We start from the raw sequence: 22929 nt of genomic DNA, 5'->3' as shown, positions 1-22929 counted from the left end.
CGCCACGGCAAGTGAGGAGTATGAGCCAGTCTTCGTTCAATTTACAACGACGACCCCACCATACTGCCATTGATCAAGCTGCCACGCCAGGCCATGAGGCCTAGATGACCCATGGCTTCACGGCTGCGGCGCAGCGTGTCGGCCGCGCCCAAGCCATGCGTCTGGGCGCCGGCTGACGGCCAATGCAGGCCCAGCAGCTCCGTTCAGGCCGGGAACACGCCCGTGGAGAGGTAGCGATCGCCGCGATCGCACACCACGAAGACGATGATGGCGTTCTCGACCTGCTTGGACAGCTGCAGCGCCACCCACAGCGCCCCCGCGGCCGAGATGCCGGCAAAGATGCCCTCTTCCCGCGCCAGCGCGCGGCAGGTTTCCTCGGCGTCATCCTGCGTGACGCTGACCTGCTCGTCCACCAGCGAGCCGTCGTAGATCGCCGGCATGTACTCGGCCGGCCACTTGCGGATGCCCGGAATGCGCGAACCCTCGGCCGGCTGTGCGCCGATCACGCGGATGGCCGGGTTCTTCTCCTTCAGGAAGCGCGACACGCCGGTGATGGTGCCCGTGGTGCCCATGGCCGAGACAAAGTGCGTGATGCGTCCGCCGGTCTGCTCCCACAGCTCGGGGCCCGTGGTTTCGTAGTGGCTCAGCGGGTTGTCGGGGTTGGCGAACTGGTCCAGCACCCGGCCCTTGCCCTCGCGCACCATCTTGTCGGCCAGGTCGCGCGCGTACTCCATGCCCCCGCTCTTGGGCGTCAGGATGAGCTCGGCGCCGAACGCCTTCATGGTCTGCGCGCGCTCGATGGACAGGTCCTCGGGCATGATGAGCACCATGCGGTAACCCTTGATGGCCGCCGCCATGGCCAGGGCGATGCCGGTGTTGCCCGAGGTGGCCTCGATCAGCGTGTCGCCGGGCTTGATCTCGCCGCGCGCTTCGGCCTTGCCGATCATGGCGAGTGCCGGCCGATCCTTCACCGACCCAGCCGGGTTGTTGCCCTCGAGTTTGCCCAGGATCACGTTGCCGCGCGCCGCGTTGTGGGCGCCCAGACGCTGCAGCCGTACCAGGGGGGTCTTGCCCACCGCATCTTCTATGGTTGGATAAATCATGACCGACACTGTGCCATAATCGCCGCTTAGCAAGCGCTGCCGGAGTGGTGAAATTGGTAGACGCAGGGGACTCAAAATCCCCCGCCGCAAGGCGTGCCGGTTCGATTCCGGCCTCCGGCACCAGGTGTTTGCATCCCGATAAGCCGCAGTCTGATCTGCGGCTTTTTTTCTTGCGTGAAACGCACACGGGTGCGCACAAATCACGAAACAGGCGGGCATGCGACAGGCTGCGACAAGCAGGGAGTCATCCATTGCAGAGCGGTTGCATAGACTGCCCGCCTCTGCTGAAGACGAAGTTGAATGAAGGTGATGACCGCCAAGCCAACGGACAACAGCCCATCGCGCGCCCGGCGCCCTGCCGCCGCCTTGCCGGTGCACACCTGGGGCAGCCTGCATGTGGACACGGCCTCCTCCGAACCGCTGTACCTGCAGCTGCTGCGACAGGTGAAACAGCTGCTGGCCTCCGGGGCGATTGCCCCGGGCGTCGGCCTGCCCTCTGAACGGCTGCTGGCCGAGCACCTCGGCGTGAGCCGCATGGTCGTCAAGCGCTGCTACGACGAGTTGCGCCAAGACGAGACGCTGAGCTCCAACGGCCGCGGCGGCACCCTGCTCAACGTGACCTCCCGTGTCATGCCGGCCATGGGGCGCCTCAAGGGCTTCACCGAAGAAATGCGCGAGCTGGGCATGCAGGCCTCGTCGCGCGTGCTCAAGCGCGAGGTGCTGCACGACCGGACGATCGCCTCGGTGTTCAACCGGCCCTCGCAGGCGCAGTTCCTGCACGTGGTGCGCATCCGCTATGGCGATCAGGTGCCCATGACGCGCGAAAACGCCTGGTACGACCTGCAGCTGGCGCCCGGCCTGGTCGACTGGAACGGCGAGGGCTCGATCTACACCCACCTGCAGCAGGCCTGCGGCATCGAGCCCGACTGGGCCGAGCAAACCGTCGAAGCCGTGCTCAGCAGCGCCGAGGAGAACGAGGCCTTCGGCTGGACCGATTCGCAGCCCTGCCTGCTGCTCAAGCGCCACAGCCACAGCACCTCGCAGATGCTGTTCGAATACGTCGAGGGCGTGTTCCGCGGCGACGCCTACGTTTACAAGACGCGCCTGAAGGCCTGAGGCGGCTGCCGGGCTGAGGGCACGGCCTTCGCTTCGCCTTTTCGCATGGGGTATGCATCGATTGCCGTTCGTTCACGAACGGCCATGCAGCCATACTCTCAAGCCCCCACACCACCCGATCACCCCTGAACGGGGCGGAACAAGGCGTCGAACAAGCTCAGCAGCGCGGGCCATTCGCGCGCGAAGCGCTCGCGCTCGGTGAAATAAGCCTCGCAGGCCACCGGAAAGAACTCAGCCAGCGACTCGGCGCCGTAGGCATCCAGCCACGGCGCGGGCTGGCCAAAGCGTTCGGCCGCCGCCACCTGCTCAGCGTGCTGCTCGAAGGCCGCCGTCAACTGCGCCAGCCAGTGCGCGCGGGCCTCGGCCACCCGGGCATGGCCCATGAAGCCCGCCGGCAAAGGCGGGCAGCCGTCGGCCTCGCCCGACGCCATGTCGATCTTGTGGCAAAACTCGTGGATGACGACGTTGTAGGGCGTGTCCGGCCGGCGCCCGGCCTCGGACCACGCCTCGGATGAAGCCATCGCCGGCAGACCGGCATCGTCACGCGCTGCCAGTGGGTTGCCGGCACTGACCACATCGACCGCCCCAGGCATGGCCACGCCCATGCCGAGCTGGACGTCCAGCCACGACAGCAACACGGGGCCGTCGTCGCTGACCTCGCCGCTGACCACGTCCCAGCCCTCGTGCACCACGCCCGAGTCATCTTCCCAGCGGCGTTGCACCGGCACCTCGTGCGGCGCGATCAGGATGCCGACAAAGCTGGCGTACCAGCGCAGCGCCTGCTCGGGCGCATGCGCCGGCCCCAGGTGCAGCAGGGGCAGGCAGGCCTGGGCGGCGACGGCAATCGCCATGTCGTCGGTGACGTGCAAGCCGGCCAGGCCGTGGAACTCCTTGGCGGCCAGAAAGGCGGCGCTGAGGCGACGCAGGCGCGCCTGCTCCTCGTCGGGCAAGGCGGTGATGAACCGCATGGGCGCCACCACGCGGCGCCAGCGCTCGGCGCTCAAGCCCCGCGCCTCAGCCATCGCGCCGCGCGCCGCCGGCCCGCCCTGCCACCAGGCACGCACACGTTGCCACATGTCAGAACACGCTCAGGCCGGTGCGGCTGACGAACTGCTCCAGCGCCACCTGGCCCAGCAGCGAGTTGCCGGCCTCGTCCAGCGGCGGCGACCAGACCGCCAGCGTCAGGCGGTCCGGCATCACGGCCACGATGCCGCCGCCCACGCCGCTTTTGCAGGGCAAGCCGATGCGGTAGGCGAATTCGCCCGCCGCGTCGTAGGTGCCGCAGGTCAGCATCAGCGCGTTGATGCGGCGGGCCTGCCGCTCGGACACCACCTGTTCGCTGCCGCGCAGCGGGTGCGCCCCGTCGCGGCACAGGTAGCCCAGTGCGCGGGCCAGCTGCACGCAGCTCATGCGCAGCGCGCACTGGTGAAAGTACACGTCCAGCACAGCCTCGACGGCGTTGTCGATCTGGCCAAAGCCCTTCATGAAGTTGCACATGGCCATGTTGCGAAAGCCCGTCGCGGCCTCGGACGCCGCCACCGCCTCGTCGAACACCACAGGCTCGCCGCACAGGTCGCTGACCAGGGCCAGCAGCGCTGCCTTGGCGCCCGCTTGCCCGTACACGCTGACCAGGCGATCGGCGACGGCAATCGCGCCGGCGTTGATGAAGGGGTTGCGGGGCTTGCCGCCTTCGAACTCGAGCTGCACCAGCGAGTTGAAGGCCGTGCCCGAGGGCTCGACGCCGATGCGCTGCCACAGCTCGCGCTCGTCGAGGTGGCGCATGGCCAGCGTCAGCGTGAACACCTTGGAGATGGACTGCACCGAGAACGGCTGCGCGCCCTCGCCCGCCTGGCTGGCCGCGCCCTCGCAGGTGCGCAGCGCCAGGCCCAGGTGCTGGGGGGAGATGCAGGCCAAGGCGGGAATGTAGTCGGCCACCTTGCCCTCGGCACCAGCCAGGGGAGCCAGCGCGGCCACGATGCCATCCAGTACGGGTTGAAGATCCATGCCGTGATTGTCGGGGCTGCGCTCAGCCCTGCGAGACGGCGAGCCATTGGGCCAGCCATTCGGCGAACCATTCGGGGGTGCCCCCTGCATGCCATACCGCGTTGCTCACCCTGGTTGGGGGCCCGCCCCGCGACGGCGATGCCCAAGGCGCGGCTCTACCGTGCGCCGGGTTCATCGTCATCCCATTTTCAGCAGTATGGCCATGTTCTCGTTTTATAATCAACGGTAATTGGCTCATACTGCCTCATTCACCATCACACCTCGTCGAGGCCCAGCTCCTGGATCTTGCGCGTGATGGTGTTGCGGCCGATGCCAAGCTTCTGGGCGGCCTCGATGCGCCGGCCCTTGGTGGTGGCCAGGGCCGTCTGGATGAGGCAGGTCTCGAACCGCCGGGTCAGCACCTCCCAGACGTCGGTCTGGCCCTGGACCAGCAGCTGCCTTGCCTCTTGAGCCAGCTGGCGGTCCCAGTCGGCCAGCGGATCGTGCGCCGCCGGCACACCGACGCGGCTGTCCAGGCCCGTGGCGTGCACGCTGTGCATGGGCTCGAGTGCGCCGTTGAACGCAGCCGCGGACACCGGGCCGGGCGCGGGCGCCGCCAAGGCGGCGGTCTCGATGTGGCCATCGGGCTCGGGCGCCAGCACGGGCGCCGCCTGGGTCAGACCGGCCGGCGCCAGCTCGCTCAGCACCTCGGGCGGCAGGTCCTCGGGTTCGACCACCTGGGCGGGCGCCATCACCGTGAGCCAGTGGCAGATGTTCTCGAGCTGACGCACATTGCCCGGAAAGCTGAACTGCGCCAGGCGCGCCAGCGCCGCCGACGTGAAGCGCTTGGGCTCGACGCCGAGCTGCAAGGCGCTTTGCTGCAGGAAGTGGCGCGCCAGCACCGGGATGTCCTCGCGCCGCTCGCGCAGGGCTGGCAGGCGCAGGCGGATGACGTTCAGGCGGTGGAACAGGTCTTCGCGGAACCCGCCTTCGCGCACGCGCTGCTCCAGGTTCTGGTGTGTGGCCGCAATGACGCGCACGTTGGCTTTGATGGGGTTGTGCCCGCCGACGCGGTAGAAGTGCCCGTCGGACAGCACCCGCAGCAGGCGCGTCTGCAGGTCGAACGGCATGTCGCCGATTTCGTCGAGGAACAGCGTGCCGCCATCGGCCTGCTCAAACCGCCCGCGACGCATGGTCTGCGCGCCGGTGAAAGCCCCGCGTTCGTGACCGAACAGCTCGCTTTCGAGCAAATCCTTGGGAATGGCAGCGGTGTTGATGGCCACAAACGGGCCCTTGGTGCCCAGATCGCCTCGCGGCGAATGCTTGTGCAGGGCGCGTGCCACGAGCTCTTTGCCCGCGCCCGACTCGCCCGTGATGAGCACGGTGACGTGGCTTTGCGACAGGCGGCCGATGGCGCGGAACACCTCCTGCATGGCCGGGGCCTGGCCCAGCATCTCGGGCGTCACGCTGCTGGCCTGGGCTTGTTCGCTTTCGCGGCTGCTCTCGTCCAGCGCGCGCCGGATCAGGTCCACGGCATTGGGCAGGTCGAAGGGCTTGGCCAGGTATTCGAAGGCGCCGCCCTGAAACGCCGCCACGGCGCTGTCCAGGTCCGAGAACGCGGTCATGATGATGACCGGCAGCTCGGGGTGACGCGCCTTGACCTGGTTGAGCAGGTCCAGGCCTGAGCCCCCCGGCATGCGGATGTCGCTCACCAGGACCTGAGGCGACGTCCCATCGGCCAGCGCAGCCAGCACATCCTTGGTGTTGCTGAAGCTGCGGGTTGCGAGCCCCTCGCGTGCCAGCGCCTTCTCGAGCACAAAGCGAATGGAGGGGTCATCGTCAACAATCCAAATCGGCTTCATGCAGCTGCGTCCTTCTGGCGGTCATCCCCCGCTCAGGAAGGCAGGGGAATCAAGATGTGAAATTCCGTGCGGCCGGGCTCGCTGTCCACCTCGATCATCCCGTCGTGCTGTTGCACAAAGGTCTGCGCCAAGGTCAGGCCCAAGCCGGTTCCCCCGTCGCGTCCAGACACCAGTGGGAAAAATACCCGTTCTTTGATGGCATCGGGCACACCAGGGCCGTTGTCCTGAATAAGCAATTGCAATGCCAGCTTGTGTCGCCGCTTGCCGATCGTGACCTGACGCGCCACGCGCGTGCGCAAGGTGATGCGCGCATCCCCGGCCTGGATGCGCTCGGACAAGGCCTGCGCGGCATTGTGGGCGATGTTGAGCACAGCCTGGATCAGCTGCTGGCGATCGGCATGCAGGTCGGGCAGCGAGATGTCGTAGTCGCGCGCGATGGTCAGGCCCTGGGGAAATTCGGCCAGGATCAAAGAGCGGACCCGCTCGCAGACTTCGTGGATGTTGACGGCACCGACCACATGGGCATGCCGATGCGGCGCCAGCAGCCGGTCGACCAGGGTCTGCAGGCGATCGGCTTCGTGGATGATGACCTGGGTGTACTCGCGCAGGCCTTTGTCCTCGATGTCCATTTCGAGCAGCTGGGCCGCGCCGCGGATGCCGCCGAGCGGGTTCTTGATCTCGTGCGCCAGGTTGCGCACCAGCTCCTTGTTGGCCTCGCCAAACCCGGCTTGGCGCTCCTCGCGGGCCAGCCGCACCTGCAGGTCGATGGGCACCATCTCGATGACGATCTCATCGGGGTCTTCGGGCTGGGCCAGCATGACGTGCACCAACATGGGCTCGACCAATTCGGGATGCACCAGCGTGGCATCGAAGCGCATGTGCGAGAACGCGTTGCGCCGCACACCGGCCAGGGCCTGCTCGAAGTCCAGCGTGTCCTGCAGGTAATGCTGCAGGCTCAACTGACGCAGGCTGTGCAGCGGTCGACCCAGCACGCTCTCGAGGGCCACGTTCACGAAGGCGAACTGCCCGTCGTGACGCACCACGGCCACCAGCGAGGCCAGGCGGTCGAAGGCCTGAAAGCGCGCCGTGTCCGCCAGCGCAGCAGGGTCCTCAGCGAACACGGCTCAGTTCGCGCTGGATGCTGTCGATGTCGGCCTGGTTGCGGTCTAGGTTGGCTTTCATGCCCGCCACGCGGTCCAGGTACTTCTGGTAGTTGCGTGCCTCGCCGCCCACCTTCTCGGGTTGGCCATTGTTGTAGTCCTTGACGAGCTCGGCCTGCTTCGACTGGGCCCGCTGCAGCTCGTTCTCGAGGATCACGCGGGCGTCGCTGTCCCGCGCCTTCTGGCCCGGGTCGTTGGACACCGGACGGGGCACGGCCGTCGCCACGGTGGCCGTGGGGGCTGGGCGCGCCCGTGGCGGCGCCGCGGCAGCGGTGCGCTGGGGACTCGGCGACGGCGATGGCGCTGCCACGGCCTGCGGCCGGGTGCCATGGATGACGGTCACCCCGACGCTGGTGTCCAGCGCCTTGCAGTCCTTGCCCTTGGCGGGCCGGTTGGTGTATTCGTTGCCACAGCGATACACCTTGTCCTGCGCCGCAGCGGCCATGGGCAGGCCCGCCACCAAAGCCAACAACAACGAAGGGATGATCACATGCATGACTGCTTTCCTTGATGGGGCCCTGAAGCCCACCTGCATCGGTCAAAAGCGCTATGGAGTGGCCTGACGCCCAAAGATTCCATCACACCCGACGGCGAAGCGCCCAATTTGTAAGTGAACGCAACTTTATCGACGGGTAAGTATCGCGCAAAGTCCGCCCCCTGACACCGCAAGCGTGGCTGGGAACCCACAAAAAAGGACGGCCAAAGCCGTCCTTTCACACGTCAACGCGATGTTGCGTTTTACAGCGAGTAGTACATGTCGTACTCGACGGGGTGCGGCGACATGCGCAGGCGCTGCACTTCACCCATCTTCAGCTCGATGTAGGCATCCAGCATCGCGTCGGTGAACACGCCACCTTGCGTCAGGAAGGCGCGGTCCTTGTCCAGGGCTTCCAGGGCCTGATCCAGGCTGGAGCACACGGTCGGGATCAGCGCGTCCTCTTCGGGCGGCAGGTGGTACAGGTCCTTGGTGGCGGCTTCGCCGGGGTGGATCTTGTTCTCGATGCCGTCCAGACCGGCCATCAGCAGCGCCGAGAAGCACAGGTACGGGTTGGCCAGGGGATCGGGGAAGCGCGCTTCGATGCGGCGGCCCTTGTCGCTGGCCACGTGCGGAATGCGGATCGAGGCCGAGCGGTTGCGGCTCGAGTAAGCCAGCTTCACGGGGGCTTCAAAGCCGGGCACCAGGCGCTTGTAGCTGTTGGTGCCAGGGTTGGTGATGGCGTTCAGTGCACGGGCGTGCTTGATGATGCCGCCGATGTAGTACAGCGCCGTGTCCGACAGGCCGGCATAGCCGTTGCCCGCGAACAGGTTCTTGCCGTCCTTCCAGATCGACTGGTGCACGTGCATGCCCGAGCCATTGTCGCCGGCGTAGGGCTTGGGCATGAAGGTCGCGGTTTTGCCATAGGCATTGGCCACGTTCCACACCACGTACTTCAGGCGTTGCGTCCAGTCGGCGCGCTCGACCAGCGTGCTGAACTTGGTGCCGATTTCGTTCTGGCCAGCGCCCGCCACTTCGTGGTGGTACACCTCGACCGGGATGCCCAGCGATTCCAGGATCAGGACCATCTCGGTGCGCATGTCGTGCGTCGAGTCAACCGGCGGCACGGGGAAATAGCCCCCCTTGGTAGTCGGGCGGTGGCCACGGTTGCCGGTGTCGAACTTGGTGCCGGTGTTCCACGGCGCTTCGTACTCTTCGATCTCGAAGAACGTGCCCGAGGGACCGTCGGCCCAGCGCACGCCGTCGAAGATGAAGAATTCGGGCTCCGGTCCGAAGTACGCCGTGTCACCCAGGCCAGAGGCCTTCAGGTAGGCCTCGGCGCGGCGCGCGATCGAGCGCGGGTCGCGGTCATAGGCCTTGCCGTCGCCGGGCTCGAGCACGTCGCAGCTCAGCACCAGCGTGGGTTCTTCAAAGAAGGGGTCGATGTACGCCGTGTTCGGGTCGGGCATCAACAGCATGTCCGAGGCTTCAATGCCCTTCCAGCCGGCCACCGACGAGCCGTCGAACGCATGGCCTTCGGTGAATTTGTCTTCGTCGAAATGAGACAGCGGCACGCTCACGTGCTGCTCCTTGCCACGCGTGTCGGTGAAGCGGAAGTCAACGATCTTGACCTCGTTCTCTTTCACCATGCCCATCACGTCTGCGACACTCTTGGCCATCAAGCTCTCCTGGTTAATCCGATCAGTTCATCAAGCAATCCACCCGGAAGAATGCAGGTTTCATGCCATGTTGCTGGTGGGGATCGGGGGTCGCGACCTTCGCGATGGCTCCCGCTCTTCACAGCGCGCGCGCATTGTGCCCTGACTCCGCCCTGTCGGGCAGGGGCGCTCCCAGGTCCCGGCGCTTTTTTCTCACGCACGGCGGTGGGGCGCCGCCCCACCCCCTTGGCGATCGCACCACTTTGGTTCACACCTCTCGAAAGTCACCAGATTGGTGCAATACGCATGACAAAGCCCCGAAACGGTGCGTCACAAGCCCTCCGGGGGATCACCGGCTCAATTCCGGTCCGTAGCGCAACGCAAACGCGGCCAGGCGCTGGCGCAGGTCGGCGTACGCCGCTTCCACCTCGGCCGCTTCGCCCTTCACCCCCAGCTCGATGTGCGCCCCCCACTCCGGGTGGTCGACCGAGGGCAGGCTGAACACCTTCACGGCGGGGTGCTCGGACTCAATGGCTTCCATCGTCGGCGTCAGCAGCCCTTCGGCCGCCCCCAGGATGATGACCGAGCGCTCCACTTGCACGACCCGGCGCTGCAAGCGCTGGTAGTAACTGTCCAGCACCCAGGCCATCATGGGCCAGGCCATCACCGGGAACCCCGGAAAGCAGTGCACCGCCCCACCGCGCGCGCCGGCGCAGCTGAAGCCGGGAATGCGGTTGAACGCGTTCGGCACCAGGCTGGCGCCGGCCGGAAACACGCCCATGTTGAGGCGGTGCAGGTTGTCGGGCCGCTCGGGCTCGTAGGGCTCGCCCTTTTGCTGCGCCACTTCGCGCATGCGCGCCTGGATCAGCAGCTTGGCCTGCGGGTGCAAGGCCAGCGGCACACCCAGGGCCTGCGCGGCCGCCTGCCGCGTGTGGTCATCGGGGGTCGCCCCAATGCCGCCTGTGGACAGCACCACGTCGCCCGATGCAAAGGCACGCGCCAGGGTGGCGGCAATGCGGTCGCGGTCATCGCCCACGTACTCGGCCCAGGCCAGGCTCATGCCGCGTGCCGTCAGCAGCTCGATGCACTTGGCGAGGTGCTTGTCCTGGCGCTTGCCCGACAGGATTTCATCCCCCACCACGATGAGCCCAACCCGCGGCATGCGGGCTTCGTCGGCGGGCCAGGTGAAGGTTGCGTCGGGCACGACGCGCAAGGCCTCGTCGGCCTCGCTGACAGGGGACGACGCGGTGTTCGAATCAGGTGAATCAGACATGGCAGGCGATGGGCAGCAGAAAGGGAATGAACCGCCCGCATTCTGGCCCCATCGCGCCGGACGCGGCCGGGGTCAGCGGCCTCCGCCCCGGTGCCATCGCATGCAGCGGCGAAGCGACACGGACATCACGCGCAGCGCCAAGGCCGCCAGCGCAGGGCCACGGTTGCACCGCCGACGCCATCGGACTGAACGGCGCAGGAGGACGCCTGCGAATCCTGCCGCAGCAGGGCACCTGTCCGCGCCGCGTCAATCCACGACCGCTTGGCCAGGCTTGAAAAGCCTTATCAGGCAGTATTCGCCAGCTTCGATTTATTTTGAATCGGAAACACCGCCGTACTCCCATTCTTATCGCGCAGCAGCTGCAACTCATCCAGCGTGTAATGGGCAAACCACAGGGCTGTGAACACCAGCACGGCCATGTAAATCATGGCCGCCAACGGCATGAGCACGGCAAAGAACGCCGCGAACAGCAGCCCCGACGCCCACACCACCGCCGGAGCCGCGCCGAGCAACCCGGTCACCACACCCATCAGCACCAGATCGCGGCGCCTGGTGCGCAGCAGCTCGCGCAACTCCAGCCCGGTCGCGAAGTCGGACAGCACATCGAAGCCCATCACGCGGGCGTTGAGCCAGCCCCAGATCAAGGGCGGCACGATGAAATGGACACCCGGCACCCACCACAGCGGCAGGCTGATCAGCAGGTACAGCATCGCCCGCGCCAGCGCCGAAGCCGACCAGACGACCGACTGCCAGAACGTGGTCTCGCCACGGCGCGCCAGGCCCCCAAAGCGACGCCGCGCCACATCGCGCGCCACCAGCGGCGCCAGCACGGCCGACGCCACCACCACCGCGCACAGCAGCGCCACCGTGTACAAGGCCATGGCCAGCATCAGCCCGACCAACACGCCGCCCACGTCGCCCAGCCAGGCGGCGTGGCCAAACCAGCGCGTCATGTGGTGTTGCACCGCCTCCACCATGGCCCAGCCCGACAGCCAACGCAGCAAGCCCGAGCTCGCTTCGTCCCAGAACAGCACGCTGACGCCGCCCACGAGCAGCCCCAGAAGCAGGATGGGCAGCACCACGTAAGCCCAGGTGCGCGGGCGCAAAAGGTCGGCCAGGGCCAGTCTCAAACTGCGAAGCACACGGGTCATGAGGGGTTCGATCGAAGGGCCATGTCAGGGCCTGCATCATCCACATCCGGCCCGCACGCCCCCCCGCCATGCGGGGAAACAGGCGGGCATCGCGAGGGGTTGCCCCCTGTGGCGCAGCCTGCGGCGCAACGAGAGGGGCCATCGAAATCAGTTCGGCTCGCCACCGGGATTCGCCCTATTCAAGTCACAAGCTGCAGCAGTATCGCGCAGTTGCCGTTCATATGAAAACGAAAATCCCCTCATACCCCCCATCGCAGGCGCGTTGGCTGCGGCCATGAAAACATCGGTCTCGGACTGCTCAAGATCGCCCGCCCTGGCGCTCAGGGCGAGACGCCCCGATGAGTGCCGCCCGTCATCGGCTGCGACCTGCCGTATAGGGTTGGCTGGCCGCGCTGACCCCTGAACCGATTGCAGGGCTGTGCCGAGCGATGTGCCTCCGCTCGCCATCGACAGCTCACTTGGGCAACCGCCACGCTCACCTGAAGCGCACCCAACCGCCCATGACTTCAGGGGTTGAGGCGTTGTCGGCGAAACACGCCCATCCCGAGCATCAAGGCCGAGAGGGAGACCACGCCAGCCATCCCCAAAGCCGGCACCGGCGCAGGCGCAGGGGGCGTGACGACAGGCGCATCGGAGAAGGTCAACCTCACCCAGCCAGCGGAGCCATCAATGGGGGGCGACACGATGCCGTCAAAGAAGTCTGTGATCAAAATCGGGTCTGAATCTGCGACGCCACCCGAGCCCCCTTGGACATCCGAATTGACGTTGGAGAGCTGGCGCGTGCCATTCACATGAATGCACGAGCCGCCACCGCCCCCGCCGGTGGGTGCAAACTCCACCACCGGAGGTCCGAAGTCAAACAGCAAGCCGGGGGTGATCCCGCCGGCTCCGACTTGCCCCAGATAGCCCCCTCCCCCGCCCCCGCCTGATCCGGTGTTGAGGTAGGCCCCGTTCTCGACCAACAGGGGTGAGTGAGTCCCATCAGAACCATCGCCGGGGCTCATGCAACTGGCGGTCGATACAGCGGGCTGCAGCCCATTCGCCCCAGACTCTGCGGTCGACACGGTGGCCTGGCTTTGAAATGCACCGCCGCCCCCGCCGCCGCCGCCGGCTCGAATGAACGTGCCACCGATGGACAGCGACGAAGCGCCACCTCCGCCGCCGCCCGCCATGCTGCGCGTGTTCGAACCCGGGTCTGGATATGCCGCGTTCGTGGTTGCCCCCCCCGATCCGCTGCCAGATCCCCCAGCCCCCGTTCCGACCGGCGCATCAGCTCGATGGAGCGAGCCCCCTTTGCCACCATCTGCAACGACGATCTCCAGGAGGTCGCCCGGCACCACGGTCAAGGTGGCGGTGACCCGTGCGCCCGCGCCGCCACTGCCTCCAGGAAACACCCCAATCATGTATGGCGGCGCTCCGGGCACATCTCGAAACGTGAAGCCAGAACCCGCCCCACCGCCTGCACCTGCCACTTCCACCTGGATGGAGGTCACCCCAGCCGGCACCGTGAAGCCATGGAACCCCGGGCTGGTGAAGTCCTGGGTCGCGGCCAAGGCCACAGGACTCAGGGCCAATCCCAAAGATGCAATCAACAATCGATGTTTACTCACGATTCATTCCCATCTGTCATCTGGCCTAAGGATTCAGGGCGCGGTATGTTGCATTATGTTGCGTTGATGCGACTGCCACGCACTTGTGGCAGAAACCTCACACGTTGATCCGCACGTGTGCATCAGTGGCTGGCGCGGGCTCTGAACCCTGGGGGTTACCAGATCGATCCTCTCGTCATGCCTTGAGGGGTGAAGGTGACGTTGGCCCGTCGTCACGCCGGTGGATCAGCTGGTAGAGCACCGGCAACACCAGCAGCGTCAAGGCGGTCGACGACAGGATGCCGCCGATCACCACCGTCGCCAGGGGGCGTTGCACCTCGGCCCCCGTGCCGGTGGCGATGGCCATGGGCACGAAGCCGAGCGAGGCGACCAGCGCCGTCATCAGCACGGGACGCAGCCGCGTCAGCGCACCGTCACGCACCGCCTGGCTGACCGAGGCGCCTGCCTCGCGCAGGGTGCGGATGAAGGCGATCAGCACCAGGCCGTTGAGCACCGCCACGCCCGACAGCGCGATGAAGCCCACCGCTGCGGTGATGGACAACGGCATGCCACGCAGCCACAGTGCCAGGATGCCGCCGGTCAGCGCGAACGGGATGCCGGTGAACACGATGAGGCCATCGCGCACGTTGCCGAACATCATGAACAGCAGCACGAACACCAGCAGCAAGGCCATGGGCACCACGATCTGCAGGCGCGTGGCCGCCGAGGCCAGGTTTTCGAACTGACCACCCCAGTCCAGCCAGTAGCCCGTTGGCAGCTTGACCTGGGCGTTCAGCGCCGCCTGCGCCTCGCGCACAAAGCCCCCCAGGTCGCGGCCGCGGACGTTGGCGCTGACCACCACGCGGCGCTTGCCGTCCTCGCGGCTGACCTGGTTCGGGCCAGGCGCCAGCTCGAACGCCGCGACCTCGGACAGCGGGATGAAGCGCACCGGCCCGTCGCCCGACCGCGGCAGCGGGATGGGCAGGCGACGCATCGCCTCCAGGTCGCTGCGCACCGACTCGGGCAGGCGCACCACGATGTCGAAGCGGCGGTCGCCCTGGAACAGGGTGCCGGCCTCGCGCCCGCCCAGCGCGGTGGCCACGGTGTCCTGCACATCGGCCACGTTCAGCCCATAGCGGCTGATGGCCTCGCGGTCGATGCGCACGGTCAGCATCGGCAGGCCCGTGGTCTGCTCGACGTTGACCTCCGAAGCGCCGGCAATGCCCTGGAGCACCGCCTCGATCCGCCGTGCCTGGTCGTTCAGCACCGCCATGTCGTCGCCGAACACCTTCACCGCCACGTCGGCACGCACGCCCGACACCAGCTCGTTGAAGCGCAGCTGAATCGGCTGCGAGAACTCGTAGTTGTTGCCCGGCAGCTCGGCCAGCGCCGCCTGGGCCGCGGCCACCACTTCGTCGCGCGTGCGCTGGGGCGCCGGCCATTCGGACTCGGGCTTGAGCATGACGTAGGCGTCCGAGATGTTGGGCGGCATGGGATCGGCCGCCACTTCGGCGGTGCCCGTGCGCGCGAACACGCGCTCGATTTCGGGCACCTGCTCGATCAGCGTGGTCTCGATCTGCTGCTGCATCTGCACCGACTGGCTCAGGCTGGTGCCCGGCATGCGCAAGGCCTGCACGGCGAAATCGCCCTCGTTCAGGCTGGGCATGAATTCGCTGCCCAAGCGCGTGGTCAACAAGGCGCTCAACGCCACCGCCACGGCCGCTGCAGTGAGCATCACCGCTTTTGCGTTCATTCCCCAATCGAGAAGTGGTGCATACCCCTTTCTGGCCCAAGTCATCAGGCGGTTGTCCTTCTCCGCCACCGAGTTGCCGATGAACAGCGCCACCGCCGCCGGCACGAAGGTGACCGACAGGATCATGGCGCCCAGCAGCGCCAGCATCACGGTCAAGGCCATGGGGTGGAACATCTTGCCCTCCACCCCCGAGAGCGCAAAGATGGGCAGGTAGACCACCAGGATGATGAGCTGGCCGTACAGCAGCGGGCGGCGCGCTTCCCTGGCTGCCGCGAACACCTCATGCAAGCGCTCGGTGCGCGTCAGCGGCCGACCCAGCCGGGCCTGGGCATGCGCCAGGTGACGCACGCAGTTCTCCACGATCACCACGGCACCGTCGACGATGATCCCGAAGTCCAGCGCGCCCAGGCTCATCAGGTTGGCGCTGACCTTCTGGTTCACCATGCCGGTGAAGGTGAACAGCATGGACAGCGGGATCACCAGCGCCGTGATCAGCGCCGCCCGCAGGTTGCCCAGGAACAGGAACAGCACCGCGATCACCAGCAACGCGCCTTCGAACAGGTTCTTCTTGACCGTCGCAATGGCTTTGTCCACCAGCACCGTGCGGTCGTACACCGTGATGGCCTGCACGCCGGGCGGCAGGTTCTGGTTGATCTCCGCCATCTTGCGAGCCACGGCCTGCGCCACGGTGCGGCTGTTGTCGCCGATCAGCATGAACACCGTACCCAGCACGACCTCGCGCCCGTTGTCGGTGGCCGCGCCCGTGCGCAGCTCCTTGCCGAGGCCCACTTCAGCCACGTCGGCGATGCGCACGGGCGTGCTGCCCTGGCTGCTCACCACGATGTTCCGGATGTCCTGGAGGCTGGCCACCTGGCCCGGCGCGCGGATCAGGTACTGCTCGCCCTGACGTTCGATGTAGCCCGCGCCGACGTTGGCGTTGTTGCGCTGCAGCGCGTTCACCAGGTCGCTCAACGACAGGCCGTACGCGGCCAGCCGCTCGGGCTGCGGCGCCACCTCGAACTGCTTGGCGTAGCCGCCGATGGTGTTGATCTCGGTCACCCCGGGCACGTTGCGCAACTGGGGCTTGATGACCCAGTCCTGAATCTCGCGCAGGTCGATTGCGGTGTAGGGCGTCCCGTCGGGCTTGGTGGCCCCCTCCTCCGCCTCCACGGTCCACAGGAAGATTTCGCCCAGGCCGGTCGAGATGGGCCCGAGCTGCGGGTGGATGCCCTCGGGCAACTGGCCGGCGGCCGACTGCAGGCGTTCGTTGACCAGCTGGCGGGCAAAGAAGATGTTCGTGCCGTCCTGGAAGATCACGGTCACCTGCGACAGACCGTAGCGCGACAGCGAGCGCGTCTGCTCCAGACCCGGCAGGCCCGCCATCACGGTCTCGACCGCAAACGTCACGCGCTGCTCGGTCTCCAGGGGGGAGTACCCAGGTGCCGCCGTGTTGATCTGGACCTGGACGTTGGTGATGTCCGGTACGGCGTCGATGGACAGCCGCTGGTAGTTGTGGAAGCCCAGGCCCGCCATGGCCAACACGGCCAGCAGCACCAGCCATCGCTGCTCGATGGCGAACCGAAGAATGCGTTCAAACATCGGGACTCCTTCAGTGCGTGTGCGAGGCTTCGGCCTTGCCCTGCTCGGCCTTGACGGTGAAGCTACCCTGGGCCGCGTGGGCTTGATCCGCCACCATGCCCTGGACGATCTCGACGCGGCCCTGGCTGCGCCGGCCCAGCTCCACCGGCTGAGCCCGGAAGCCGCCCGGCACGCGCAGGTACACCACCTGCTTGCCGTCCAGCGTCTGGATCGCGGCTTCACTCACCGTCACCGGGGCCTGGCTGTGTCCCGTGGCCACTTCGACGTTGACGAACAGGCCCGGGCGCCACGCGTTCTGCGGGTTGGGCAGGGTCACGCGCGCCGGCGCCGTGCGCGTCTGCTCGCCAATCAGCACCCCGACGTAGGCGATGCGACCCTGAGCGGTGGCGCCGGAAGCGCCCGAGCGCACGGTGGCCAGCTCGCCGACCCGCACCTGCTCCAGCTCGCGCGCCGGCACGTTCAGCTGGGCCCAGACCGTGGACAAGTCGGCCACGGTGAAGGCGTTGGTGCTCTCCTGCACCGCTTCGCCCAGGGTCAGGTGCTTGTCCACCACGATGCCCTCGAAGGGCGCACGCAAGGCCACGCGCCCGCCGCCGGCACCGGTGGCTGCAGCGCCCAGCGTCAGCAGCTTCTGGCGCGCGTTGGCCACGCCGATCTCGGCCTCGCGCAGCGCCTGCAGGGCCTGCTGCATGTCCTGCTCGGGCGATATCTGTTCTTGCCACAGCTGGCGTTCGCGCTCGTAGGTGCTGCGCGCCAGGGCGGTGCGCTGGCTGGCGGCCTGCAGCTCGGCGCGCAGGTCGGACACGGTGGTGCTGGCGATCTCGGCCAGCACCTGGCCCTTGCGCACCGGCTGTCCCAGTTCGACGTGCACGGCCTCCACCACGCCCGGCGTGCGCGGCACGATGTGCGCGCTGCGGTCTTCGTTGAACTTGATCTCGCCCGGAAACGTCAGCACCGTCTGCAACGGGGCCGGCGCACTGCGCGCGATCTCGATGCCGGCGACCTGAATCTGGGCATCGGTCATCGCCACGACTTCCTGCTCGGGCGCAGCGGCGGGCGACGGCTTGGCGGGCTGCGCCTCGTCGCCGTGTTCGCGGTGGTCGTCGTCACTGTGCTCGTCATGCCCGGCGCGGGACGCCGTGGCGTCACCCTTGGCATGCCCCGCTTTTCCGTGACCATGACCATGGCCATGGTCATCGGCGCCAGAGGGACCCGAAGCCGGCCGCAGGATGAGGAGCGCCGTCACGGCGCCCACGATCAGCAGGGCCACGATCATCAGCAGGTGTGCGCGCGCGAGGCCGCGTTGGGTCGAAACAAAAAGGCGGTTCATGGCGTTACTTCGGCGTGGTCGTGGAAGGGGCGGCAGTGCCGAACAGCGGCTCACCGATCAGGCGCTCGACATCGCTGGCGGCGCGGTAGGCATCCGCCAGGGCGGTGAGGTACTGGGTTTTCGCCTCCAGCAGCGCGCGTTGGGCGTCCAGCGCCTCCAGGTAGCTGAACTTGCCAAGCGAAAAGCCCCGCGTGGCAGCCGCATACGCGCTTTCGGCACCGGGCAGCACGTCCTGGCGCATCAGCGCCACGACCTCGGTGGCGCTGGCCCAGCGCTGATGGGCCGAGAGCAGATCCGCCCGCTGCCTGAGCGCCAGCGCGCGCGCTTCTTCTTCCGCCTTGTCCCGGCGCCGGAGCGCGGCCAGCTCGTTGTCCTGGTTGCGGTCAAACAGCGGCAGCGGCATGGAGACGCCCAGCATCACCTGGTTGCGAGCGCTCTCGCGCTCACGCTTGATGCCGACCGAAAGCGTGACATCGGGCGTGCGCAGGCTGCGCTCAACCGCCGCCACGGCGCTCCAGCGCTCGACGTCCAGGGCCGACTTGCGCCGCGCCGGGGCCCGCTCGGCGGTATCCAGCACAGCCGGCAACGCCGGCAAGGTGGGCACCTGCAACAGCTTGCCTTCCACCCGTTCCACGCGGGTGTCGCCGCCCAGCGCCGCATGCAGCGCGTGCAGGCTGGTCTGCAGCTCGCCCTGCGCCTGGGTCAGCGCCATGCGCGTCTGCGCCTGGGCCACACGGGCCCGGGTCAGCTCGACCGGCGACACCTTGCCCGCCTGCACGCGCTTGTCGGCCACCGCGGCGCCGAGCTGCGCCAGGTTCAAGGCCTCTTGCGCCAGCTGGACGCGCTCCTGCGCGATCAGGGTGTCGAAGAACGCGCGGGTCACCGCCGCACGCGTTTCCACGCGCTGCTGCTGCGTCTGAACGGTGGCCAGCTCGCTGGCCTTGCGCGCGGCCTGCACCCGCGCGTCGCGCTTGCCGCCCAGCTCCATGCGCTGGCTCAGCAGCACGGTGGTCGTGCGCTGGCGACGGTTCGCGTCCTCCACGTCCACCCCCAGTTCAGGGTTGGGCCGAACACCCGCCTGCGCCAGCTCGTGGCGCGTCGCCTCCGCCTCCAGCTGTGAGGCCGCCATGTCGGGGCTGCGCGCCTCGGCGCGGTGCAACGCCGTCGCCAGGTCCAGCCCTGCGCCCGTCGCGGGCGCAGGGGCGGGCTCGCTCAACCCGCCTCGCACAGGGGGTGCTGCATCCCCCAGCCGACCCTCATCCGCCAGCGCATTGCCGGCCAAGGCCGCACACGCCAACCAGGCGAGCGGCACACGAACTTTGCCCATCGAATTCTCCGTTCAGTCTCGAACCAACGTGAATCCGACATGGCCAAGGTCAAAGCAAGCTCAAGCCTCCGCCATGCCGGAACGGTCGGTCCAAGGCCAATTGGGGCGGTCGATGCCGGGCGGAATCCAGCCAGGGAAAGCGGGGTTGGGGGACTGCAGCCGCTGCTGGGGCGGCACACTGGGCGCCTGCTGCGCGTACTGCGAGATCACGAACGGCGCCACCGAGGCATGGCAGTAGTGGCAATCCGCATCGGGCAGGCTGGACACCACGCCCGCCACCTGCGCCCGGTGCTCGTGGCTGTGGTGCCCGGCATGGGGCTGCTGAGCCGGGGCCACGGCCTCGTGCTGGCAATAGCGGGCCACGGCCGCCCAACTGAATTGCAGCGGCATCAGGCACAGCAAGGCCAGCAGCAGCCAGCCGGCCAGCCGCTGACGGCGAGCCGGCATCGCGGCGGCGGAGCCGCCGCTCGATGCGCTGCGAAGGGATGCCTGGTTCATGAGCGAGGGCGATTGTAGGGAGATCGTCTCAGGCCGTCTGCCAGGCCTGGACGATGCGAGCGCGGCGCGCGTCGGCGCCCCCCCGGCGGCGATCAGCCGCCGTACAGCGCCTTGTACGCCTGGCGGGCTTCCGGCGACTGGGTGCGCATCTCCTCGATCACCTCGGCGCGCGTCTTGGGGCTGGCCGAACTTTTGCCCGGCACGGGAATCGCTCTCTGGTAGGTGCTCAGGGTGCCGCCTTCGCGCGCCGCACGGGTGTCGGCCTGCACTTCGGCCCGCGGCTGGGAGCCGATGTGGTGGGGCGTGAACTGAACCACGTTGCCGTTGCCCTCGTGCCAGGCCGATGCGGCATGCGCGGCCACCGGGGCCGACAGCACGCCAGCGACAATGGTCAAAATGGAAAAAGTCTTGTTCATGGTGATCACTCCTGTCAGCGGAAATTGCGGACGTGTTCTCAACGCGTCTCGCATGCCACGAGGCATGGGGGCCACTGTAGGAAGCCGCACCCAACAGGAACGGGTCCGGCAGATGACAGTTCTGTCATGTCAGAGGCGCGCCACGGATCGGATCGCGCCATGAAGATCCTGGTGGTCGAAGACGAGGTCAAGCTGGCCGATTACCTGCGCAAGGGGCTGGGCGAAGAAGGCTATGTGGTGGAGGTGACGCACAACGGCATCGATGGCCTGCACCTTGCGACCGAAGGCCACCACGACCTCATCGTGTTGGACGGCATGCTGCCCGGCATCGATGGCCTGGGGGTGCTGGCGGCGCTCCGGCAGTCACCGCGGGCCCACATCCCCATCCTGATGCTGACCGCACGGGGCCAGGTCGAAGACCGCGTGCAGGGGCTCAAGGCCGGCGCCGACGACTACCTCGTCAAGCCGTTTGCGTTCACCGAGCTGCTGGCCCGCATCGAGGTGCTGCTGCGGCGCGCGACCGCGCCGGGCCTGGCCGACACGCTGCAGCTGACCGTGGCCGATCTGCACCTGGACCTGGTCCGCCGGCGCGCCACGCGGAACGGCAGGCGGCTGGACCTGTCGGCCAAGGAGTTCCAGCTGCTGTCGTTGCTGATGCGGCGCACGGGCGAGGTCTTGTCGCGCACCGAGATCGCCGAGCAGGTCTGGGACGTGAACTTCGACCATGGCACGAACGTGATCGACGTGGCCGTGCGCCGACTCCGCAGCAAGATAGACGAGCCGTTTTCGCACCCCCTGTTGCACACGGTTCGCGGCATGGGCTACGTCCTGGAGCCCCGTTCGACGTGACAGCGCACAGCCCTCATTCCCTGGGCCGACGCCTGTCGATGTGGCTGGCGTTGCAAAGCCTGGCCGGCCTGGCCGCCATCTGCCTCGCCATCTATGCCGCGATTGCGATGGGGCTGGAATCGCGGCAGACGCGCTTCCTCGACGAGAAAACCACCCTGCTCGCGCACCTGTTCGCGGAGTCCAGCGCGGCGGACCTGCGCCATCGGCTCGATGAGTTCCTGCTCGGGCATGGCGACATGTCGCTGGTGCTGCGCCACGCCGACGGCACGGTGTTCTATGCACGCCCGCCAGCGGGCGACGTGCCCCGCCGTGCCCAACGCACCCGGGCCATCGAGAGCGCCCTGCCGGGTGTGCCGGGTGCAGGCCGACCCCGGGTGAGCGGCCAACTCGGCCTGTCGATCGACGACGACCAAGTGCTGCTGGCCCGCATCGCCTGGATCCTGGTGCTGGCGAGCGTGATCGGGGCCGCGCTGATCTCGGCCGGCGGCTTTGTCCTGGTGCGGCAGGGCCTGCGCCCCTTGCGGCTGCTGACCGACCAGGCACGCCAGCTCAGCGCCGACACCCTGCACCAACGCCTTCTGCTCGCCGGCCAGCCCGACGAGCTGCGGCCCCTGGTCGAGCAGTTCAACGCGCTGCTGGAGCGCCTGGAGCACGCCTACCAGCAGCTGGAGGGCTTCAACGCCGACGTGGCGCATGAGCTGTGCACCCCGTTGGCAAACCTCATCGGCGGCACCGAGATTGCCCTGCGGCGGCAACGCGATGCGGGCACCCTGCGCGACACGCTGGGCGCCAACCTCGAAGAGCTGCACCGCATGGCCAGCATCGTTCAGGACATGTTGTTCCTGTCCCGGGCCGACCGCGGGGCGCTCGCACGGCGCGGCCCACCCGCCAGCCTGGCTGCGGTGGCACAGCGGGTCGCCAGCTACCACGAAGCCGAGTTGGCCGAGGCCGGTCTGGGCCTGCGGATTCGGGGCGACCACGTCGGCGCCTTGGACCAGCCGCTGGTGGAGCGCGCCCTGTCCAACCTGCTGTCGAATGCCGTGCGCCATGCCGATGCGGGCTCCGACCTCTGCATCGACATCGTCCCTGGCAACGGCCAGGTGACGCTGGCGGTGAGCAACCAGGGCGCGCCCCTGGATGCCAGCCACCTGCCGCACCTGTTCGACCGCTTCTACCGCGTGGATGCCGCGCGCACCGACGCCGCCCGCCACCACGGCCTGGGTCTGGCCATCGTCAGCGCCGTTGCGCGCATGCACGGCGGGCAGGCGTCGGCCCATTCCGCCCAGGGCCGCACGACGATCGGCTTCTCCATGGATGCCGAGCCCGGTGGTCCCCAGGCTGGGGCCGCTGACACGGGGGAGCCGGCTGCAGGCGGTGCCCCGGCACGCGACTGATCACCCGACTTCGGGGCGGGCACCGCAAACGCCACATCAACATGGGTATACCCGCATATCCGATGTCAATCAAACGGAAGTTGACCCATACTGCACAAGAATTGCACTGCGATGTGGATGGCTGGACAACGGCCCAGCAGGCTTGCAGCGCCGGGTGAGCGGGCGATCTGCGTTGCAGCAGCAGGGCCACGCCCAGCAGCGCCGCGCCAGCAGCACCGGCGCGAAGGCCACGACGCCGATGGCATCCATCAGCAGACCCCCGGCCAGGTCGCGCAGGCAAGACGCAGCCTCACACCCGTGGCCGCCCACGTCATGCAGAGGGTGTTCGCCATGGGCGATGCCATCGCGTAGTCACCCAAGATGGCGCTGCGATGCCTCGCCACCCCATCATCG

The 22929-nt window shown here is 67.7% G+C and carries 18 protein-coding genes and 1 tRNA gene; 4 read left to right on the top strand and 15 right to left on the bottom strand.

Annotation, left to right across the window (positions count from 1 at the left end; all coding sequences use genetic code 11):
• Positions 1-203: 203 nt before the first annotated feature.
• The gene (gene cysM / locus CCO03_RS04945; RefSeq protein ID WP_087278006.1) at positions 204-1103 is read right to left on the bottom strand and encodes a cysteine synthase CysM; all 900 of its coding nucleotides are present in this window, start codon (positions 1101-1103) and stop codon (positions 204-206) included.
• A 38-nt stretch (positions 1104-1141) separates the two neighbouring features.
• On the opposite strand from cysM, the gene CCO03_RS04940 reads away from it, so the two are divergent.
• Positions 1142-1226 (top strand) — tRNA-Leu (locus CCO03_RS04940).
• A 186-nt stretch (positions 1227-1412) separates the two neighbouring features.
• On the top strand, positions 1413-2219 hold the full coding sequence (locus tag CCO03_RS04935; protein ID WP_087284199.1) for a GntR family transcriptional regulator: 807 nt from the start codon (positions 1413-1415) through the stop codon (positions 2217-2219).
• A gap of 119 nt (positions 2220-2338) precedes the next feature.
• Here CCO03_RS04935 and CCO03_RS04930 read toward each other — a convergent pair whose 3' ends face one another.
• The 14 genes from CCO03_RS04930 to CCO03_RS04865 form a co-directional block, all read right to left on the bottom strand.
• Positions 2339-3295, bottom strand: coding sequence for a M90 family metallopeptidase (locus tag CCO03_RS04930; protein ID WP_236904032.1), 957 nt, complete (start codon positions 3293-3295; stop codon positions 2339-2341).
• Between the two features lies 1 nt (position 3296).
• A complete protein-coding gene (locus tag CCO03_RS04925) occupies positions 3297-4223 on the bottom strand; it encodes a glutaminase (RefSeq protein ID WP_087278002.1) in 927 nt (308 codons plus the stop codon).
• Between the two features lie 254 nt (positions 4224-4477).
• Positions 4478-6064, bottom strand: coding sequence for a nitrogen regulation protein NR(I) (gene ntrC / locus CCO03_RS04920; RefSeq protein ID WP_087277999.1), 1587 nt, complete (start codon positions 6062-6064; stop codon positions 4478-4480).
• 32 nt (positions 6065-6096) lie between these two features.
• Positions 6097-7185, bottom strand: a complete 1089-nt coding sequence (gene glnL, locus CCO03_RS04915; RefSeq protein WP_236904031.1) for a nitrogen regulation protein NR(II) — start codon at positions 7183-7185, stop codon at positions 6097-6099.
• A complete protein-coding gene (locus CCO03_RS04910; RefSeq protein ID WP_087277996.1) occupies positions 7175-7720 on the bottom strand; it encodes a hypothetical protein in 546 nt (181 codons plus the stop codon). The genes glnL and CCO03_RS04910 overlap by 11 nt, the downstream gene beginning before the upstream one ends.
• A 242-nt stretch (positions 7721-7962) precedes the next feature.
• Positions 7963-9378, bottom strand: a complete 1416-nt coding sequence (gene glnA / locus CCO03_RS04905) for a type I glutamate--ammonia ligase (protein ID WP_087277993.1) — start codon at positions 9376-9378, stop codon at positions 7963-7965.
• A gap of 328 nt (positions 9379-9706) precedes the next feature.
• Positions 9707-10519: a competence/damage-inducible protein A gene (locus tag CCO03_RS04900; RefSeq protein WP_087284190.1), complete on the bottom strand. Its 813-nt coding sequence runs from the start codon at positions 10517-10519 to the stop codon at positions 9707-9709.
• Between the two features lie 395 nt (positions 10520-10914).
• Positions 10915-11781, bottom strand: a complete 867-nt coding sequence (locus CCO03_RS04895; protein ID WP_087277989.1) for an EI24 domain-containing protein — start codon at positions 11779-11781, stop codon at positions 10915-10917.
• A 506-nt stretch (positions 11782-12287) separates the two neighbouring features.
• Positions 12288-12647, bottom strand: coding sequence for a hypothetical protein (locus CCO03_RS04890; protein WP_157667507.1), 360 nt, complete (start codon positions 12645-12647; stop codon positions 12288-12290).
• Between the two features lie 919 nt (positions 12648-13566).
• On the bottom strand, positions 13567-16722 hold the full coding sequence (locus tag CCO03_RS04885) for a CusA/CzcA family heavy metal efflux RND transporter (RefSeq protein WP_087277985.1): 3156 nt from the start codon (positions 16720-16722) through the stop codon (positions 13567-13569).
• Positions 16723-16732: 10 nt separating this feature from the next.
• Positions 16733-18052, bottom strand: a complete 1320-nt coding sequence (locus CCO03_RS04880; RefSeq protein ID WP_087277982.1) for an efflux RND transporter periplasmic adaptor subunit — start codon at positions 18050-18052, stop codon at positions 16733-16735.
• A gap of 4 nt (positions 18053-18056) precedes the next feature.
• On the bottom strand, positions 18057-19379 hold the full coding sequence (locus tag CCO03_RS04875; RefSeq protein WP_087277979.1) for a TolC family protein: 1323 nt from the start codon (positions 19377-19379) through the stop codon (positions 18057-18059).
• A 60-nt stretch (positions 19380-19439) separates the two neighbouring features.
• A complete protein-coding gene (locus CCO03_RS04870) occupies positions 19440-19877 on the bottom strand; it encodes a hypothetical protein (RefSeq protein WP_157667506.1) in 438 nt (145 codons plus the stop codon).
• A 92-nt stretch (positions 19878-19969) separates the two neighbouring features.
• Positions 19970-20293: a DUF4148 domain-containing protein gene (locus CCO03_RS04865; protein WP_157667505.1), complete on the bottom strand. Its 324-nt coding sequence runs from the start codon at positions 20291-20293 to the stop codon at positions 19970-19972.
• 159 nt (positions 20294-20452) lie between these two features.
• On the opposite strand from CCO03_RS04865, the gene CCO03_RS04860 reads away from it, so the two are divergent.
• Entirely contained in the window at positions 20453-21142 is a 690-nt protein-coding gene (locus tag CCO03_RS04860; protein ID WP_087277972.1) for a heavy metal response regulator transcription factor, read from the top strand.
• Positions 21139-22536, top strand: coding sequence for a heavy metal sensor histidine kinase (locus CCO03_RS04855; protein ID WP_236904030.1), 1398 nt, complete (start codon positions 21139-21141; stop codon positions 22534-22536). Before CCO03_RS04860 ends, CCO03_RS04855 begins: the two co-directional genes overlap by 4 nt.
• Positions 22537-22929 lie beyond the last annotated feature (393 nt).

This window comes from Comamonas serinivorans (assembly GCF_002158865.1).
GTDB classification, from domain to species: Bacteria; Pseudomonadota; Gammaproteobacteria; order Burkholderiales; family Burkholderiaceae_C; genus Comamonas_E; species Comamonas_E serinivorans.
The sequence above is the reverse complement of the archived record's forward strand: the minus strand, read 5'-3'. Positions and strand labels throughout refer to the sequence as shown.